Source organism: Streptomyces sp. NPDC000348 (assembly GCF_042898795.1).
Lineage (GTDB): Bacteria > Actinomycetota > Actinomycetes > Streptomycetales > Streptomycetaceae > Streptomyces.
On record NZ_JBIAZD010000007.1, the window covers coordinates 54220 to 71555 of the forward strand.

General features: G+C 72.9%; 14 protein-coding genes. 10 read left to right on the forward strand and 4 right to left on the reverse strand.

Features of this window, described 5'->3' with window-relative positions:
- Positions 1–41: 41 nt before the first annotated feature.
- The 9 genes from ACFY3N_RS15850 to ACFY3N_RS15890 all read left to right on the forward strand — a co-directional run bounded on the left by ACFY3N_RS15850 (position 42) and on the right by ACFY3N_RS15890 (position 8559).
- A complete protein-coding gene (locus tag ACFY3N_RS15850) occupies positions 42–857 on the forward strand; it encodes an SAM-dependent methyltransferase (protein ID WP_390817254.1) in 816 nt (271 codons plus the stop codon).
- Between the two features lie 353 nt (positions 858–1210).
- Complete coding sequence (locus ACFY3N_RS15855) at positions 1211–2422, forward strand: ATP-binding protein (protein ID WP_390817255.1); 1212 nt, start codon at positions 1211–1213, stop codon at positions 2420–2422.
- Positions 2419–2820, forward strand: a complete 402-nt coding sequence (locus tag ACFY3N_RS15860; RefSeq protein ID WP_030827102.1) for a roadblock/LC7 domain-containing protein — start codon at positions 2419–2421, stop codon at positions 2818–2820. Before ACFY3N_RS15855 ends, ACFY3N_RS15860 begins: the two co-directional genes overlap by 4 nt.
- The gene (locus tag ACFY3N_RS15865) at positions 2817–3191 is read left to right on the forward strand and encodes a DUF742 domain-containing protein (RefSeq protein WP_390817257.1); all 375 of its coding nucleotides are present in this window, start codon (positions 2817–2819) and stop codon (positions 3189–3191) included. The genes ACFY3N_RS15860 and ACFY3N_RS15865 overlap by 4 nt, the downstream gene beginning before the upstream one ends.
- Positions 3166–3768 carry an ATP/GTP-binding protein gene (locus ACFY3N_RS15870; RefSeq protein WP_390817258.1) on the forward strand — a complete coding sequence of 201 codons (603 nt, stop codon included), beginning with the start codon at positions 3166–3168 and terminating at the stop codon, positions 3766–3768. The genes ACFY3N_RS15865 and ACFY3N_RS15870 overlap by 26 nt, the downstream gene beginning before the upstream one ends.
- A 102-nt stretch (positions 3769–3870) precedes the next feature.
- Positions 3871–5172, forward strand: coding sequence for a cytochrome P450 (locus ACFY3N_RS15875; protein WP_390817513.1), 1302 nt, complete (start codon positions 3871–3873; stop codon positions 5170–5172).
- Positions 5173–5275: 103 nt separating this feature from the next.
- The gene (locus ACFY3N_RS15880) at positions 5276–6541 is read left to right on the forward strand and encodes a cytochrome P450 (RefSeq protein ID WP_390817260.1); all 1266 of its coding nucleotides are present in this window, start codon (positions 5276–5278) and stop codon (positions 6539–6541) included.
- Entirely contained in the window at positions 6538–7320 is a 783-nt protein-coding gene (locus ACFY3N_RS15885; protein WP_390817262.1) for an enoyl-CoA hydratase/isomerase family protein, read from the forward strand. Before ACFY3N_RS15880 ends, ACFY3N_RS15885 begins: the two co-directional genes overlap by 4 nt.
- 249 nt (positions 7321–7569) lie before the next feature.
- Positions 7570–8559, forward strand: coding sequence for a helix-turn-helix transcriptional regulator (locus ACFY3N_RS15890; protein WP_390817263.1), 990 nt, complete (start codon positions 7570–7572; stop codon positions 8557–8559).
- 416 nt (positions 8560–8975) lie between these two features.
- Here the strand turns inward: ACFY3N_RS15890 and narI are convergent, their stop codons facing one another.
- Genes narI through ACFY3N_RS15910 form a run of 4 tightly spaced genes read right to left on the reverse strand, consistent with a single transcriptional unit; the run spans position 8976 to position 15808 of the window.
- Positions 8976–9749 (reverse strand): respiratory nitrate reductase subunit gamma, encoded by a 774-nt coding sequence (narI, locus tag ACFY3N_RS15895; protein ID WP_390817265.1) that lies wholly within the window; start codon positions 9747–9749, stop codon positions 8976–8978.
- Complete coding sequence (gene narJ / locus ACFY3N_RS15900) at positions 9746–10540, reverse strand: nitrate reductase molybdenum cofactor assembly chaperone (protein WP_390817266.1); 795 nt, start codon at positions 10538–10540, stop codon at positions 9746–9748. The genes narI and narJ overlap by 4 nt, the downstream gene beginning before the upstream one ends.
- The gene (gene narH / locus ACFY3N_RS15905; protein WP_390817268.1) at positions 10537–12105 is read right to left on the reverse strand and encodes a nitrate reductase subunit beta; all 1569 of its coding nucleotides are present in this window, start codon (positions 12103–12105) and stop codon (positions 10537–10539) included. Before narH ends, narJ begins: the two co-directional genes overlap by 4 nt.
- 1 nt (position 12106) lies before the next feature.
- Positions 12107–15808 carry a nitrate reductase subunit alpha gene (locus ACFY3N_RS15910; RefSeq protein WP_390817269.1) on the reverse strand — a complete coding sequence of 1234 codons (3702 nt, stop codon included), beginning with the start codon at positions 15806–15808 and terminating at the stop codon, positions 12107–12109.
- Between the two features lie 483 nt (positions 15809–16291).
- Here ACFY3N_RS15910 and ACFY3N_RS15915 point away from each other — a divergent pair, with 483 nt between their 5' ends.
- The gene (locus ACFY3N_RS15915; protein WP_390817270.1) at positions 16292–17248 is read left to right on the forward strand and encodes a radical SAM protein; all 957 of its coding nucleotides are present in this window, start codon (positions 16292–16294) and stop codon (positions 17246–17248) included.
- The last annotated feature ends 88 nt before the right edge of the window (positions 17249–17336 follow it).

Below are 17336 nucleotides of genomic sequence, written 5' to 3' on the forward strand. Positions count from 1 at the left end.
CACCCCGCCCCAGAACCACGACCTGCGAAGGAGACCCCGAGGTGCCCGAGAACGGATGGCCGGCCGACCGCATCGACACCGAGAACGCGCACTCCGCGCGGATCTACGACTACATCCTCGGCGGAAAGGACTACTACCCGGCGGACCAGGAGGCCGGTGACGCCATGGTCCGGGAGTGGCCCGCCCTGCCGGTCCACATGCGCGCCAACCGGGACTGGATGAACCGGGCGGTCCGGTGGCTCGTCGAGGAAGCGGGCATGCGCCAGTTCCTGGACGTCGGCACCGGCATACCCACCTCCCCGAACCTGCACGAGATCGCCCAGTCGGTGGCGCCCGAGTCACGCGTGGTCTACGTCGACAACGACCCGATCGTCCTCACCCTCTCCCAGGGGCTCCTGGCCAGCACGCCCGAGGGAAGGACGTCGTACATCGAGGCGGACTTCCGTGACCCGGCGACCATCCTGGACGCGCCCGAACTGCGGGAGACCCTCGACCTGGACCGGCCGGTGGCCCTGACGGTCATCGCCATCGTCCACTTCGTCCTCGACGAGGACGACGCCGTCGGCATCGTCCGCCGCCTGCTGGAGCCGCTTCCCTCCGGCAGCCACCTGGCCATGACGATCGGCACCGCGGAGTTCGCCCCCGAGGAGGTGGGGCGGGTGGCCCGCGAGTACGCGGCCCGCGGCATGCCGATGCGGCTGCGCACCGCCGACGAGGCCCACGAGTTCTTCGAGGGCCTCGACCTGGTCGAGCCGGGCATCGTCCAGGTCCACAAGTGGCGCCCGGACGGCACCGGCGAACAGGGCATCCGCGACGGGGACATCGCGATGTACGGAGCGGTCGCCCGCAAGCCGTAGCGCCCGGCCCGCGCCCGCGCCGGGGGCCGTACGGCCCCCGGCCCCGACCCGCTCCACCACCCGGCCCGGCCGGCGGAACGGGCCGGGGAGGGAAAGGGTGTGTGGGTCTCGTGAGGGTCGTCAAGTGGCTTTCGGGGCAGGCGGTTCGGGGCGGCCGAGCTGATAAGATCATCGAACTTTCAGTAGGCTGGCGGCGCGTCATGAACGCGTACGGGGGACAGTCTCTAAGGCCCCATCGCTGAGGAGTTGAGGCTTGGTCCGCCGTAGGCCCGCGCCGTTCGACGGCCCGGACCCGTCCCACGGGTGCGCGGATCTGCCGAACTCCCGGCGCGATGCGACTTGAAGAGAGTCTCATGACGTCATTGATCGGGGATCCGCTGCTGTGGATCCTGCTTGTGGTGCTCGTCGCTGCGGTGTTCGCAGTGCTACGGGCACGGAGAACCAATCTGGCGCTCCGAAGAACGAAGAAGGACCTGGAGACCGGACTGGGTCACGCCCAGGGCCGGATCGACCAGCTCCAGGAGCACATCGCCTCCCTGGGCACCCAGCACAGCGGTGACCTCGCGGACGTCCGGGCGGACGCGGAGTCGTCCACCAAGGCGGTGCTGAAGTCGGCGATGGGCACGCTCCAGTCGCTCGCCGAGGAGCAGCAGCTGCTGCTGGACGGGCTGCTGCAGAAGTACGGCAACGACACCGAGGTGCTGGCGGACCTGATGTCGGTGGACCACACCGGCAGCCAGTTCAGCCGCCGGGCCAAGGGCATCTCGGTGCTGTGCGGCGGGTGGCTGGGCCGGCGCGAGGGCGTGGCGACCGTCTACGACGTGGCCCGCAGCGCACAGGGCCGCATCAAGGACTTCAACCGGGTGAGCATCCACGCGCAGGCCAGTGTCGCCGTCACCAGCAAGGCCGTCGAGCCGGTGGCGATGGTGCTCGCCGAGTTGCTGGACAACGCGACCACGTACAGCGCTCCGGGCACGCCCGTCGAGGTCAACATCCAGGCCGTGCCGACGGGTGTGTGCTTCATCGTCGACGACGCCGGTCTGGGCATGGACCAGGAGACCAAGGACCGGGCGGCGGCGCTGCTGTCCGCCGACGGCCCCGTCGACATCACCGGTCTCGGTGACCCGCCCCGGTTCGGGTTCGCGGTGTGCGGCATGCTCGCCGCCCGGTACGGCTTCGCCGTCTCCGTCGGTTCGGTGTCCCCCTACGGCGGAGTGCGCGCAGTGATCCGAGTGCCGGAAAGCCTTCTGGCGGCCGAGGCCGTCACTCCCGCCGAACCCGTCCGGGAGACCGCGGACCAGGGCAAGGAGAGTGCCCCGCAGCGGCTGGCGCCGGTCCCGGTCGGCCCCTCGCACGTGGTGGGCACGACGACCGGCGGGCTGCCCAAGCGCCGCCGGCGCCAGGGACCCATCGCGGTGGTCCCGGCCCCGAAGGACACGGCCGGTATCGACGAGCAGACGTCCGAGCCGGCCGGTGAGGTGACCGCGTCACGCCTGGGGGCGTTCGCGCGCGGCACCCAGCTCGGACGGACCACGAACACCACGGAAGGACCTGACCACCAGTGAACACCGACCTGTCGTGGGTGCTGAACGACGTGCTCGAGGTGCGTGGTGCCCGCCACGCGGTCCTCGTCTCGGGTGACGGCCTGCTGCTGCAGCGTTCGGACGAGATCTCACGCGACGACGCCGAGACGAACGCCGCCGCGATGAGCTCCATGCAGTCCCTGAGCCGGGCGGTCGCCGGTTTCGTCGGGGCGGGGCACGGCATCTGGAAGCAGACGCTGCTGGAGTACGACGGCGGCTGGATCTTCCTGATCGCGGCCGGGCAGGGCGCCTACCTCGCCGTCTCGGCGGCGCTGGACGTCGACATGGAGGCCATGTCGTTCCGCATGCAGAAGACGGTGGCGGCGCTGAGCAAGGCGATGAGCGTGGCCCCACGCTCGGACAACGGTGTCGGCGCATGACGACGCCCGGCGAGGAAACACCCGTCACCAGTGACTTCGTCCGCTCCTACGTCATCACGGGCGGCCGGAGCCTGCCGTCCTCGGACGAACTGGCGCTGCACACCTTGGTCACCCTGGCTCCCGAGCGGACGCTTCCGCTCGGGGCCGGCCCCGAGGTCAGGGCGATCTGGGAGCTGTGCGCGGGTGGCTACCTGTCGGTCGCCGAGGTGGCGGGCCACCTCGGCCTGCCCGTCGGGGTGGCCCGACTGCTGCTCACCGATTTAGCGGAGCAGGGGCACCTACTGCGCCGGGCCGAGCCACCCCGGGCCCAGAACGTTGACAGAGCGACCCTCGAGAAGGTTCTGAATGGACTCCAATCCCTCATCGGCTGAGACGGCCCAGAAGTCCATCTACGTCTCCAGCGCGGTGACCAACGCCGCCAAGATCCTCGTCGTCGGGCACTTCGCCGTGGGCAAGACGACCTTCATCGGCTCGCTGTCGGAGATCACTCCGCTGCGCACCGAGGAGAAGATGACCCAGGCGTCCGTCCACGTCGACGACCTGCGGGGTGTGGCGGACAAGACCACCACCACGGTCGCCCTGGACTTCGGCCGCCTCACCCTGAGCGACGACCTGGTGCTGTACCTCTTCGGCACCCCGGGACAGCAGCGCTTCATGCAGCTGTGGGAGGACATGGCCCGCGGCGCGCTCGGGGCACTGCTCCTGGTCGACCCGGGACGTCTGGAGGAGACCTTCCCGGTCATCGACCTCATCGAGCGGTACGGCCTGGAGTACGCCATCGCCGTCAACTGCTTCGACCCCGCCACCACCTACGGCGAGGCCGAGGTGCGCGAGGCGCTCGACCTGCTTCCGGACACCCCGGTCGTCTACTGCGACGCCCGTGACCAGCAGTCGTCCGCCAAGGCGCTGATCGCCCTGGTGAGACATCTGCTCGACCGCGCGGCCTGACCGCCCCGCGCCCTCCCGGACCGGGAACAGCGGTTCCCGACCACTAAGGAAGACTTCATGGATCCCCAAGCACCGTCTGCCGCCACCGTCAGCAGATGCCCCATGCACGACGCCGCGTTCGCCGCCGACCCCCAGCAGGTCTACGACCGGCTGCGCGCCCACGCCCCGGCCGGGCCCGTCGAGCTCGCCCCCGGCGCGGACGCCACGCTGGTCGTCGGCCACGAGACGGCGCTGCGCGTGCTGCAGAACACCGAGCTGTTCGCCCGTGACGCCCGCCGCTGGAAGGCGCTCAACGAGGGCCGCATCGGCATGGACAATCCGGTGCTGCCGATGATGGCGTACCGGCCCAACTGCCTGTTCACCGACGGAGCGGTGCACCTGCGGCTGCGCAAGGCCGTGGTGGACAGCCTGGCCCGGCTCAACATCACCCGGGTCCGGCGGGACGTCGAGCCGATCGCCGACTACCTGATCGACCGGTTCAGCGAGCGGGGCCGGGCCGATCTGCTCAACGACTACGCCAAGCTGCTGCCGCTGCTGCTGTTCAACAAGCTGTTCGGCTGCCCGGCGGACATCGGTGACACCCTCACCGCCGCCATGACGGCGATCTTCGACGCCAAGGACGCGGCGCGCGCCAACGAGGACCTCACCGCCTGTCTCATGGAGCTGATCGCGCTCAAGCGGCGCCAGCCGGGTGACGACGTCACCTCCTGGCTGATCCAGCACCCGGCCGGGCTGACCGACGAGGAGCTCAAGGACCAGCTGGCGCTGTTGATGGGCGCGGGCATCGAGCCCGAGCGCAACCTCATCGGCAACGCCCTGGTGCTGCTGCTGTCCGGGGCGGGCGGCCGGCAGAGCGGCATGCTGATCGAGGAGGCCCTCGACCACGTGCTGTGGAACCAGACGCCCATCGCCAACTACGCCACCCACTACCCGGTCCAGGACGTCGACCTCGGCGGCCACGTGGTGGAGGCGAACACCCCGGTCGTCATCTCCTTCGCGGGCGCCAACAGCGACCCCGCGCTCGCCGAGGCCCGCCGCACGCACAGCAAGGGCGCCCATCTGGCCTGGGGGGCCGGCCCGCACGCCTGCCCCGCCAAGGACCCGGCGCAGGTCATCGCGACCACCGCGATCGAGCGGCTGCTCAACGCGCTGCCCGACCTGGCCCTGGCCGTGCCGGAGAAGGATCTGCAGTGGCGGCCGGGGCCGTTCCACCGCGCCCTGACCGCGCTGCCCGTGACGTTCAGCCCCACACCGGCCACCCGTATGGCGGCCGCGCTCCAGAGCCGGCCGTCGGCTCCGGACGCCCAGCAGTCCGCGTCGGAGGCCGGGTTCCGGCCGGTCCGCAACGATCCGGCGCGGAAGAAGGGCTTCTGGAGCAGCTTCCTGGACATCTTCCGCGTCTGACGGCACGGCATGTGACGGGGGCAACACAGAGCGACGCATGAGACGGAGGTACGGAAGGGTAGGTTCCGGCGGTACCGGCAATATTCGGCCAAAGGAGCTTCGCTTGACCGCCGTTGGCGACATACGCGGCACCACCCACGACCGCCTCGCCGTCACCTCCCTGATCCGCCGGCTGCGTTCCGTCGAAGGACAGGCCGACCCCCTTCCCGTCTGGGAAGGGCTGCGCGCCCTGGGGGAGGTCGTACGCGCCCCCTGGGGCGGCTACCTCGTCACCGGTTTCGAGGCATGCAGCCAGGTCCTGCGCAGCAGGACCTGGCTCGTGCCGGACTTCGCCTGGCAGGAGCGACAACCCGACCCGAGACGCTGGCAGGAACTGGCCACCCAGGAGCTGACCCGCACTCTCTCCCGCCTCAACGCCCCGACGCACACCTGCCAGCGCCGCGCCCTGGGCAACCCGTTCGACCGCGCCACCCTGGAGCACATGCGTCCGCGGATCGCCGCTCTCGCCTCCGATCTCCTGGACGACCTGGAGGATCGCCTGCGCACCGACGGGGAGGCCGACTTCGTCCACACGGTCGGTGAGCACCTCCCGGTCCGCACGATCGGTGAGTGGCTCGGCATTCCCGAAGAGCACCACGCGCACATCCTGGACTTCGCCCACCGGCAGGCCTACGCCCAGGAACTGCTGCCCACCAGGAACGAACTCGCGCTGGCGGCCCAGGCCACGCGGGAGATGCGGGTCTTCTTCACCGAGCTGATCCGTGACCGGCGGGCCCGGCCCGGCAACGATGTCCTCACCGGCTGGATCCACCACTGGGACGCCCAGCACCCGGGAGACCGGGCCGCCGCGGACCAGGTGATCTACAACCTGACGATGTTCATCACCATCGCCTCCCTGGAGACCAGCGCGGTCCTGCTGACCAACGCGGTGCGGTTCGCCACCGAGAACCCCGCCCGGGCCGAGTGGCTCCGCGCGCACCCGGAGCACATCGAGGACCTGGTGGAGGAGACCCTGCGCTACGACCCCCCGGTCTGGCTCAACTCCCATGTCGCCGCCGAGGACACGGTCCTCGCCGGCACCCCCCTCGCCAAGGACACCACCGTCCACGTGCTGTACGGCTCGGCGGCCCACGACCCCCGCCGCAACCCGGACCCGCACGTCTTCGACGTCCTGCGCGGCGGCGGTCACCTCACCTTCGGCAGCGGCGCCCACTACTGCCTCGGCGCGCCCCTCGCGCGCCTCGAGGCCCGGGAGCTGATCGCCCAGGTGCTGGAGCGCTTCCCGACCCTGCGGCCCACCGCACCGCCCGCCTACGACACCTCCCGGCTCGTCTTCCGCCGTATCACCTCCCTGAAAGTGACGACATGATCGCCGCCCCCCTCGCCGGACTCCCCGCCGACCGGATACTCAAGACCCTGCGCACCTACCGGCAGGGCCCTCTCCTCACCGTCGAACTGAACGTCCCCGAAGAGGGGAACGCCGTCACCGACGCCATGCTGGAGGATCTCCTCACCGTCCTCGACGACCAGGACCCGGCGGTACGGGTCCTGGTGCTGGCCGCCGCGGGAGACGAGTTCTGTCTCGGCGGTGACCGGCGCGAGTTCCCCCGGCACCTCGCCGACGACCCCGCCGGCGGCGGCGTCCGGGTCAACGGGACGAAGGCCCTGCGGGTGTGCGAGGCCCTCACCGCCAACCCCGCCGTCACCATCGCCCGCGTCCAGGGCAGGGCCGTCGGCGCCGGCGTCGGGCTCGCGCTCGCCTGCGATCTGCGCGTGGGCGCGGACACCGCGTCCTTCCGCCTGCCCGAACTCGCCCTCGGTCTGCCCCCCGCCTGGGGCGGGCTGCTCCCCCGCCTGATCAGCGAGGTGGGGGCCGCCCGGGTGCGGGAGCTGATCCTCACCGCACGCGTCTTCGACGCCCAGGAGGCCCTCGGTCTGTCGGTCCTCCACCGGGTCGTGCCGCGGGAGGCGCTCGACGACGCCGTCCTGGCCTGGGCCAAACCCGTCCTGCGGCGGTCGGCCTCCGCCCTGCGGGTCACCAAGGCCATGTTCAACTCGCTCACCGCCACCACCCGGCTCGCCGACACCTCGGTGTTCGATCCCGAACTCCTGGCGGCGATCCTCACCCAGCAGCACCGGCCCGGCTGACCGCGGGCGTGCCGCTCGACGGGCGGACGCGGCGATCCGCGCCGGCCGGGTGGACGTCCGTCGAGCGTCTCACGCAGGACGCCCGTGTGTCCCGCGTGCCGCGCGGTCGGCCGACCGCCCACCGCGGGACCTCACCGGCGGTACCGGCCGCGGGACCGGCCCGGGTGACGCCGTCGTGGCCGGGCCCGGGAGAACCGTCGCGGGGGAAGCGGTCGGGAGGTGTCCTCTTCCCGGGGCAGTATCGACGGCATGCCGAAGACCTCAGCCCGACTGCTGTCCCTGCTCTCCCTGCTCCAGGTCCGCCGCGACTGGCCGGGGGCGCTGCTGGCCGAGCGGCTGGGGGTGAGCCCGCGGACCGTACGCCGCGACGTGGACCGGCTGCGCGAACTCGGCTACCCCGTCGCGGCCTTCAAGGGGCCCGACGGGGGGTACCGGCTGGACGCCGGCACCCGGCTGCCGCCGCTGCTGTTCGACGACGGGCAGGCCGTCGCCCTCGCCGTCGCGCTGCGGACCGCCGCCACCACGGGTGCCGCGATCCGGGAGGACGCGGCCCGCGCCCTGGCCACCGTCCGGCAGGTCATGCCCGCGCGGCTGCGCCACCGCGTCGACACCCTCCGGGTGACCACCGTGGAGCCGTCCGCGGCCCGGCCCCACCCGCCCGTCGACGGCGCGCTGCTCATGACGCTGAGCGCCGCCGTCCACGCCGGCGAAGTGCTGCGCTTCGACTACGCCGCCGCCTCTCCGCCGGAGGGCGCCGCCCGTCCGCCGCGGCGGGTGGAGCCGCACGGTCTCGTCGGCCGGGGCGGGCGCTGGTACCTCGTCGCCTTCGACCTCGACCGCGCCGACTGGCGCACCTTCCGGGCCGACCGGATCACCCCGCGCAGCCCGACGGGGCCCCGCTTCGCACCGCGCGAGGTGCCCGGAGGCGACGTGGCCGCGTTCGTCACCGGCAGGTTCCGGGGCGCCGACGGCTCGGGGGAGTGGCCCTGCCGCGGCGAGGTGATCCTGGCCCTGCCCGCCGCCTCCGTGTCCCGCCACGCCCACGACGCCGTCGTCGAGGAACTCGGCCCCGACCGCTGCCGGGTCGTCCTGGGCTCCTGGTCGTGGACGGCCCTGGCCGCCGGGATCGGACGGTTCGACGCCGCCGTGGAGGTCGTCGGCCCGCAGGAGCTCAAGGACGCCTTCGCGCTCCTGGCGCGCCGTTACGCCTGTGCGGCGGCCGGTGCGCCCGGCGCGTGATGCGCGGTCCCGGAAAGCCGCCCCGCCCCGGGCTCCGTGACCGGACTCCTGTGCCCCGCGCCCTGCGACGAGTCCGGCGGCGGGCGCACCGGCGTCGACCGGTACGTCCTGCCGAGTAGCGGGGGGCGCCGCCCGGATTCCGGAAGGAGGACCGGGCCGGAGCGGGCCGGTCGCGCGTCCACGGGCCGCACCGGACGTCCTCCGCCCACCACGTCGACCGCCGGCCGCGCGCCCACGGCTACAGCAGACTGCTCCAGTACGTCCGGAAACGGGGCAGGACGAGCAGCACGGGTCCTCGAGCAGCCGCCGGTCGTCGACCGCGAGGCGCAGCGAGGCGAGCCAGCCGACGGCCCCGGTCAGCGTCATGAGCCATCCGATGCGCCTCTCCGGCGCCGTCACGGGGCCGGCCGCCCCGCTCATACGGCCCGCCGCCCGCCCGGCGCGGCGCCCGCGCCCGGCCGCCGCGGCGCCCCGGCCGCCGTGCGCCGCCGGTAGACCACGTACGGGCGTACGAGGTAGCCGACCGGCGCGCTCCACACATGGACGAGCCGGGTGAACGGCCAGGCGGCGAAGAGCAGGCAGGCGGTGAGGGCGTGGAGCCGGAACAGCAGCGGGGCCCCGGCGATCGCCCCGGGCTCGGGGGAGAGGGCGAACAGCCCGCGGAACCACACCGAGACGGTGGAGCGGTAGTCGTAACCGGCGCCGAGGACGTTGTGGGCGGCGGTGGCGGCGATGCCGAGCAGCACGGTGGCGGACAGCAGCGGGAAGAGCACCTTGTCGCTGCGGTCGGTGCCGAGCCGGACGCGCCGGCTCAGCAGCCGGCGGGCGCACAGCATGCCGAGGCCGGCGACCATGGCGGCCCCGGCGACCGAGCCCGCCCACACGGCCGTGGTGTGGTACGCGTGCTCGTCGACGCCCACCGCCTCCGTCCAGGAGGCCGGCACCGCGAGGCCGACGGCGTGCCCGGCGATCACCATGAACGCGCCGAGGTGGAACAGCGGGCTGCCCCAGCGCAGCCACCGGTGCTCCAGGAGCTGGCTGGTGCGCGAGGTCCAGCCGAACTGGTCCTGGCGGTAGCGCCAGACGTGCCCGACGGCGAACACCGCGAGGCAGGCGTAGGGGACGGCGACCCACAGCAGGAGGTCGAAGCCGTCGGCGGAGGCGGCGAGCGGGACGTCGGCGGTGCTCATCGGGGGCCTTCCGGGATCGTCAGGGGCGGTACGAAGGTGGACGGTTCCTGTTCGGGCGGGACGAACGCGCCCGGCGGCGCGAACTCGCCCGCCCCGTACGGGTCGAGGCCGACGTCCTCGTTCGGCGGCCCCTGCGCGGCCAGCTCGGCCACCGCCCGCAGATCGGCCTCGGTCGGCGGCGGCAGCAGTGTGATCAGCGCGGCCAGGACGTGCCGGTAGGGCGAGTCCGCGTCGGCCAGGGCACGGTGGACCAGTTCGATGCCGCGCCGGTGCCGGCGCAGCGGGGCCTCGCCCCTGCCGGGCCCGCTCAGCGCGGCGAACTCGAGGACGACCGGGAGGTGGTCGGGGAGCTCACCGCCGTCGGTGTCCCAGCCGGCCGCGCGGTACCGCTGGGCGAGGGTGAGCAGGGCCATGCCGCGGCGGCGGGTGTCGCCGTGCAGGTAGTAGGTGAGGTAGAGGCCGCTGCGGCGGCGCAGGTCGAACATCTCGACGTAGTGCCGCTCCAGGGCGTCCGTCTCCTGGCCGGCGAACCAGTCGACGAACTCGGCCAGGTGCCCGGCCGCGGGCGAGGGCGGCAGCGCCCCGACGGTGGCGGCGAGCACCGGCCGGGCCGCGGCGAGGTCGGCGTCCGGGTACTGGAGCAGCAGCGACATCAGCCGCAGCAGCAGCGCCCGTCGCCCGGTCTCCCCGGGGGTGGGCGGCGCGGTGCGGGAGGTCCGGTCCGGGCGGCGCAGGGCGGCCCGGACCCGGGTGCGGACGATCCCGGGCACGGTGGCGGGCAGCGGGGTCACGGGTGGCCTCCGGCGGGGGTCTCGGTGGTGCGGCGGCGCAGGGCGGGGATGCCGAGCAGCACGCGGCGGCCGTCGCCGGACCCCGGCTCGCCGGCGGTCTCGACGGGGCAGCGGTTCTCCGTCGCGGAGAGCGCCGCCGCGTCCTCCTTGTGCGCGGCGGGGACGACGTAGCGGTCGGCGTACTTGGCGACGGCGAGCAGCCGGTGCAGGTCCTCGGCCTCCCGCGCGCTCAGCCCGACGGCCTTGAGCACGCTCTCGTCGCCCTCCTCCCCGAGGGTGCGTTCGCGCATGTACGAGCGGAGCGCGGTGAGCTTCATCAGGACCCCGCCGACGACGTCGGTGTCCCCGGCGGTGAACAGCTCCGCCAGGTACTCCAGCGGGATGCGCAGCCGGGTGACGGCGGCGAACACGTGGTCGGGGTCGTCCTGGTCGCCGCCGGCCGCGTCGACCGCGTCGAGGACGGGGGAGAGCGGCGGCACGTACCAGACCATCGGCAGCGTGCGGTACTCCGGGTGCAGCGGCAGCGCCACCTTGTACTTCGACACCAGGGCGTGCACCGGGGAGCGGCGGGCGGCCTCCAGCCAGTCCTCGGGTATGCCCGACTCCCGCGCGGCGGCGATCACCTCGGGGTCGGAGGGGTCGAGGAAGACGTCGCGCTGGGCGTCCAGCAGGTCCTTCTCGTCGGGCGTGGCCGCCGCCCCGCCGACCCGGTCGGCGTCGTAGAGCAGCAGCCCGAGGTAGCGCAGCCGGCCGACGCAGGTCTCGGAGCAGACGGTGGGCTGGCCGGCCTCGATGCGCGGGAAGCAGAAGGTGCACTTCTCGGCCTTGCCGGTGGCGTGGTTGACGTACACCTTCTTGTACGGGCACGCCGTCACGCACATCCGCCAGCCGCGGCACTTGTCCTGGTCGACCAGGACGATGCCGTCCTCCACCCGCTTGTACATCGCGCCGGACGGGCAGGCCGACACACAGGCGGGGTTGAGGCAGTGCTCGCACAGCCGGGGCAGGTGGAAGAGGAAGGTCTGCTCGAATTCGAACCTGACCTTCTCGGCCCACTCTCCGCTGAGGTTGGGGTCGGCGCCGGCGTTCTGCGGGGCGCCGCCCAGACCGTCCTCCCAGTTGGCGCCCCAGGTGATCTCGGTGGGCCTGCCGGTGAGGACCGAGCGGGGCCGGGCGACGGGCATGTCGGGCCCGGCGGGGGCGCTGATCAGGTTGTCGTATTCGTAGGTGACCGGCTCGTAGTAGTCCTCGAGGGACGGCAGGTCGGGGTTGGAGAACAGCGACAGCAGCCGCTTGACCCGGCCCCCGGAGCGCAGCACCAGGCGGCCGCGCCGGTCGAGCATCCAGCCGCCCTTCCACTGCTCCTGGTCCTCGTAGCGGCGGGGGTAGCCGACGCCGGGCTTGGTCTCGACGTTGTTGAACCAGGCGTACTCGACGCCGGTGCGGTTGGTCCACGTCTGCTTGCAGGTGACCGAGCAGGTGTGGCACCCGATGCACTTGTCGAGGTTCATCACCATCGCGATCTGGGCCATCACCCGTCCGACGGGGGCTTCGCCACGGGGCATCTCAGTACTCCACTCGCTGGCTGCGGCGACGGATGACGGTGACCTCGTCACGCTGGTTGCCGGTCGGGCCGTAGTAGTTGAAGGCGTAGGTGAACTGGGCGTAGCCGCCGGCGAGGTGGGTCGGCTTGAGCAGCAGTCTCGTCAGCGAGTTGTGCATGCCGCCCCGCTTGCCGCTGACCTCGGTCCTCGGCACGTTCACGTTGCGGTCCTGGGCGTGGTACATGTACACGGTCCCCTCGGGCATCCGGTGGGTGACCACGGCCCGGCAGGCGACGACGCCGTTGCGGTTGTACGCCTCGATCCACTCGTTGTCCTCGACGCCGATCTTCTCGGCGTCCTCCAGCGACATCCAGATGACCGGCCCGCCGCGGGACAGGTCGAGCATGTACTTGTTGTCCTGGTAGTTGGAGTGGATGGACCACTTCGAGTGCGGGGTCAGGTAGCGGACCGTGACCTCGGCCCGCCCGTCCTCGTGCAGCTGCTCGTCGCCGTAGTGCCGCGGGGTGTTCAACGGCGGCCGGTAGACCGGCAGTTGCTCGCCGAGCTCGGTCATCCAGTCGTGCTGGACGAAGAAGTGCTGGCGGCCGGTGAGGGTGTGCCAGGGCTTCTTGTGCTCGGTGTTGATGACGAACGGCGAGTAGCGCCGCCCGCCGGTCTCCGAGCCCGACCACTCGTAGGAGGTCATCACCGAGCGCGGCTGGGTGCGGGTGTCGGCGAAGGTGATCCGCTCCGCCTCGCGTTCGGAGGCGAGCTCCACCAGACCCCTGCTGCCGGTCTGCCGCTCCAGCTCACGGAACCCCTCGGTGGCCAGGCGGCCGTTGGTGGTGCCGGACAGGGCCAGGATCGCCTCGCACATGTCGGAGGCGGTGGCCAGCGACGGCCGGCCGGCGCCCACGCCGTCGCGGACGGTGCCGCAGCGGTGCCGCAGGTCCTCGATCTCCCGGTCGGGGTGGACGGTGACGCCCTTGGTGGTGGTGCCCAGGGTGTCGAGGAGCGGGCCGACGGCCCGCATCTTCTGCGCGGTGGCCGCGTAGTCCCGCTCGACGACCACCAGCCTGGGCATGGTGCGCCCGGGAACCGGCTCGCACTCGCCGGTCCTCCAGTCCCGCACCACCCCGCCGGGCTGGGCGAGTTCGTCGGGGGTGTCGTGCGTCAGCGGCACCGCCAGGACGTCGGTGCGCCTGCCCAGGTGCCGGGCGGCCAGTTCGCTGAACCTGTCGGCGATGGTGAGGAAGGTGTCGTAGTCGGTGCGGGACTGCCAGGGCGGGGCGATGGCCGGGGTGAAGGCGTGCACGAAGGGGTGCATGTCCGTGCTGGACAGGTCGTCCTTCTCGTACCAGGTCGCGGCCGGCAGGACGACGTCGGAGAGAAGGCCGGTGGAGGTCATCCGGAAGTCCATGGTGACCAGCAGGTCGAGCTTGCCCTCGGGCGCCTCGTCCCGCCAGACCACCTCCTGCGGACGGCTCCTCGGCGGGGTCTGGGCGGAACGGATGGCCGCGTCCGTGCCCAGCAGATGCCGCAGGAAGTATTCGTTGCCCTTGCCGGAGGAGCCCAGCAGGTTCGCCCGCCACACCGTCAGCACCCGGGGGAAGTTGGCCGGGTCGTCGGGGTCCTCGGCGGCGAACCGCAGCCGCCCCGACTTCAGTTCGTCCACGATGTGCTCGGCGACCGGACGCCCCTTGGCCGTCGCCTCGTCCGCCAGGTCGAGGGGGTTGCGGTTGAAGCCGGGGTGACCGGGCGTCCAGCCCAGCCGCACGGCCTGCGCCAGGCAGTCGGCGAACCCCTTGCCCGCGAACCGCCCCTTCCCCAGCGGGGAGGCCAGCTCGTCCGGCCCGAACGCCTCGTACCGCCACTGGTCGGAGTTGAGGTACCAGTAGGAGGTGCCGGTCATGTGCCGGGTGGGCCGCTGCCAGTCGAAGGCGAACGCCAGGTGCTGGAAGCCGGTGAGGGGGCGGACCTTCTCCTGGCCGACGTAGTGCGCCCAGCCGCCGCCGTTGACGCCCTGGCAGCCGGTCATGGTGGTCAGCGCCAGGAATGCCCGGTAGATGGTGTCGGAGTGGAACCAGTGGTTGGTGCCGGCCCCCAGCGCGATCATGGAACGTCCGCCTGTGCGCTCGGCGTTGCGGGCGAACTCCCGGGCGATCCGGGCCGCCTGCCGGGCCGGCACGGACGTGACCGTCTCCTGCCAGGCGGGGGTGTACGGCTCGTCGGCGTCGTCGTACGAGGACGGCCAGCTGCCCGGCAGGCCCGGCCGCGCCACCCCGTACTGGGCCAGCATCAGGTCGAAGACGGTGGTGACCGTGCGCCCGCCGATCCGGCGGACCGGCACCCCGCGGACCATGGTCGTACCGCCCTCGGTGACACCCTCGTCGAAGCGGGGCAGCACGAGCTCGGCCGTGGCCCCGGCCCGCTCCAGCAGCGTCAGTTCAGGGGTCACGTCGCCGAGGTCGAGGTTCCAGCGGCCCTGTTCCTCCTTGGCCCAGCGGAAGCCGAGGGAGCCGTTGGGCACGACCGGCCCGCCCGTGGCCGAGTCGATCAGGACCGTCTTGGAGCCGGCGTTCTCCTCCTCGTGCCCGAGGTCGGCGGCGGTGAGGAAACCGTCCGGCACGAGACGGCCGTCCGTGTGCTCGCGCAGGGTGACCAGGAACGGCGCGTCGGTGAACTTCCTCAGGTAGTCCCGGAAGTAGGGCACCTCGCGGTCGACCAGGAACTCGCGCAGGACGACGTGGCCCATGGCCATCGCCAGCGCGCCGTCGGTGCCCGGGTGCGGGGCCATCCACTCGTCGGCGTGCTTGACGTTGTCGGCGTAGTCGGGGCTGACCGCGACGACCTTGGTGCCGTTGTAGCGGGTCTCGGTCAGGAAGTGCGCGTCGGGCGTGCGGGTGACCGGGATGTTGGAGCCCCACATGATCAGGTAACCGGCGTTCCACCAGTCCGCGGCCTCCGGCACGTCGGTCTGGTCGCCGAAGACCTGCGGGGAGGCGACGGGCAGGTCGGCGTACCAGTCGTAGAACGACAGCAGGGTGCCGCCGATCAGCGACATGAACCGGGAGCCGGCCGCGAACGACGCCATCGACATCGCCGGGATCGGGGAGAAACCGGTGACGCGGTCCGGTCCGTACTCCTTGATGGTGTGCACATGGGCTGCGGCGACCAGCTCGGCCACCTCGTCCCAGTCGGCCCGCACCAGTCCGCCCTTGCCGCGCGCCCGCTTGTAGGCACGGGCCTTCGCCGGGTCGCCGGTGATCTCCGCCCACGCCGCCACCGGGTCACCGAGCCGCTTGCGGGCCTCGCGCCACAGCTTCAGCAGCGCACCGCGCACATACGGGTAGCGGACCCGGCCGGGCGAGTAGGTGTACCAGGAGAACGACGCACCGCGCGGGCAGCCGCGCGGCTCGTACTCGGGGCAGTCGGTGCCGATCGAGGGGTAGTCGGTGGCCTGGTGCTCCCAGGTGATGAGGCCGTCCTTGACGTACACCATCCAGGAGCAGGAACCGGTGCAGTTGACGCCGTGGGTGGAGCGCACCACCTTGTCGTGGGACCAGCGGTCCCGGTAGAAGCCCTCCCACTTCGCGTCGCCCTCACCGAACACCGCGCGCCCGTCGGACGAGACCTCACGGCGGGTCAGCAGTCTGCGCGCGGCCAGTGGCCAGGTCCCCGGGAGGGGCTGCCCGCCCCGGCGTGCGCTCTGATCGTTCTCCATGGTCAGGAACCTAGGTTTCCGCCGGAGCGGCGGCCTTGGGCCGAACGGCCCCCGTCGCCCGTCCTACCGGCCCGGTCCCCGGCCGTCCGCGGGGGACCCGAGGGGCCCCGGCGGCACCGTCGGGCGAACAGGTCCGTGCCCGGACACCTGCCGCGGCGCGCGGGGCCCGCTCCCCGCACCACGACGCCGGACACGCCCCGTCCGGACGGTCCGGCGGCCGCGGAGAGGGACCATCGGCCCACCCGGCCGGGACTGATCGGCCGGGGCGCCGGCCCGCCCCCGTGCACGAGGCTTGCACCGACCGATCCGGAGGTATCCCGTGCACCACCGCAACCAGCACCCGTGCGGCTGTGTCCCCCGCCGTCCCCCGTCACGGGCGCCGCGCGCGGCACGGACCGGTCACGGTCCGGCCGCCCGGCCCGTCTGCCACGAGTCCCGGGCGGCCGGCCGGACACCGGCCACGACCCGGAGGCGGGGGACCCGATGAGCGGCGCACGAGCGATCCGCCGGCAGCACCAGGACGTCGCCGACCGGCCGTTCATCGTCATCCGGGAATCCACCCGGGCCTGCCCCCTGGCCTGTCTGCACTGCCGGGCCGAGGCCGTGCCCGACCGCGATCCGCGTGAGCTGGACACCGCCGCGGCCAAGGACCTGCCGGCCCAGGCCGCCGCCTTCGGGCAGCCCGCCCCGCTGTTCGTGATCACCGGTGGCGACCCGTTCCGGCGCCCCGACCTCAACGAACTGATCGCCCACGGGAAGGAGGCGGGCGTCCGGATCGCCGTGTCGCCGTCCGGCACCCCGACGCCCACCCCCGGGCGGCTGCGCGAGGTGCACGAGGCCGGCGCCGTCGGACTCCCGCTCAGCCCGGACGGCTCCACCGCCGCACTGCACGACGGCTTCCGCGGGGTGCCCGGCGTGTACCGGTGGACACTCGACGCGTGGGACGCCGCCCGCGCCATGGGCATGAAGGCGCAGATCAACACCACGGTCGCCCGGCACAACCTGCACGACCTGCCGGACGTCGTCCGGCTCGTCCGCGACCACGGGGCGATGCCGTGGAGCGCCTTCTTCCTGGTGCCCACCGGACGCGGCCGGCGACTGGGCGAACTCACCCCGGCCGAGACCGAGGACGTACTGGACTTCGTGTACGACAGGGGGCTCACCGTGCCCGCCAGGACCACCGAGGCCCGTCACTTCCGCCGGGTGTCGATCCAGCGCGAGATCCTCGCCGGGGCCGGCGACGACCACGTGGCGGTGCTGGGACTCGGCCCGCTCTACCGGGAGTTGCGGGAGCGCTCCGCCGGACTCGGCCTGGACGGCGGAGGCCGGCGGGCCCGTCGCCCGCCGCTGGACGTCAACGCCGCCCGCGCCCTCGCCGTCGTCTCCCTCGTCGGCTCCCTGGGCGTCGTCCTCCTCGCCACCGCCCTCCCGGCCACCTGAGGACCCGCGGGCGGGCCCCGGGGCCGCTCGGCGAGGCCGGGGGGCCGCCCGGCCCTCGCCGCCCGCCCCGCGGCGACGGAGGGTGGGG

Coding starts and splice junctions, on each gene's coding strand:
- ACFY3N_RS15870 (WP_390817258.1), top strand. CDS start 3,166: ATGGACTCCAATCCCTCATCGGCTGAGACGGCCCAGAAGTCCATCTAC.
- ACFY3N_RS15910 (WP_390817269.1), bottom strand. CDS start 15,808: ATGGAGAACGATCAGAGCGCACGCCGGGGCGGGCAGCCCCTCCCGGGG.
- ACFY3N_RS15915 (WP_390817270.1), top strand. CDS start 16,292: ATGAGCGGCGCACGAGCGATCCGCCGGCAGCACCAGGACGTCGCCGAC.
- ACFY3N_RS15890 (WP_390817263.1), top strand. CDS start 7,570: ATGCCGAAGACCTCAGCCCGACTGCTGTCCCTGCTCTCCCTGCTCCAG.
- narH (WP_390817268.1), bottom strand. CDS start 12,105: ATGCCCCGTGGCGAAGCCCCCGTCGGACGGGTGATGGCCCAGATCGCG.
- ACFY3N_RS15865 (WP_390817257.1), top strand. CDS start 2,817: ATGACGACGCCCGGCGAGGAAACACCCGTCACCAGTGACTTCGTCCGC.
- ACFY3N_RS15855 (WP_390817255.1), top strand. CDS start 1,211: ATGACGTCATTGATCGGGGATCCGCTGCTGTGGATCCTGCTTGTGGTG.
- ACFY3N_RS15875 (WP_390817513.1), top strand. CDS start 3,871: ATGCACGACGCCGCGTTCGCCGCCGACCCCCAGCAGGTCTACGACCGG.
- ACFY3N_RS15885 (WP_390817262.1), top strand. CDS start 6,538: ATGATCGCCGCCCCCCTCGCCGGACTCCCCGCCGACCGGATACTCAAG.
- narI (WP_390817265.1), bottom strand. CDS start 9,749: ATGAGCACCGCCGACGTCCCGCTCGCCGCCTCCGCCGACGGCTTCGAC.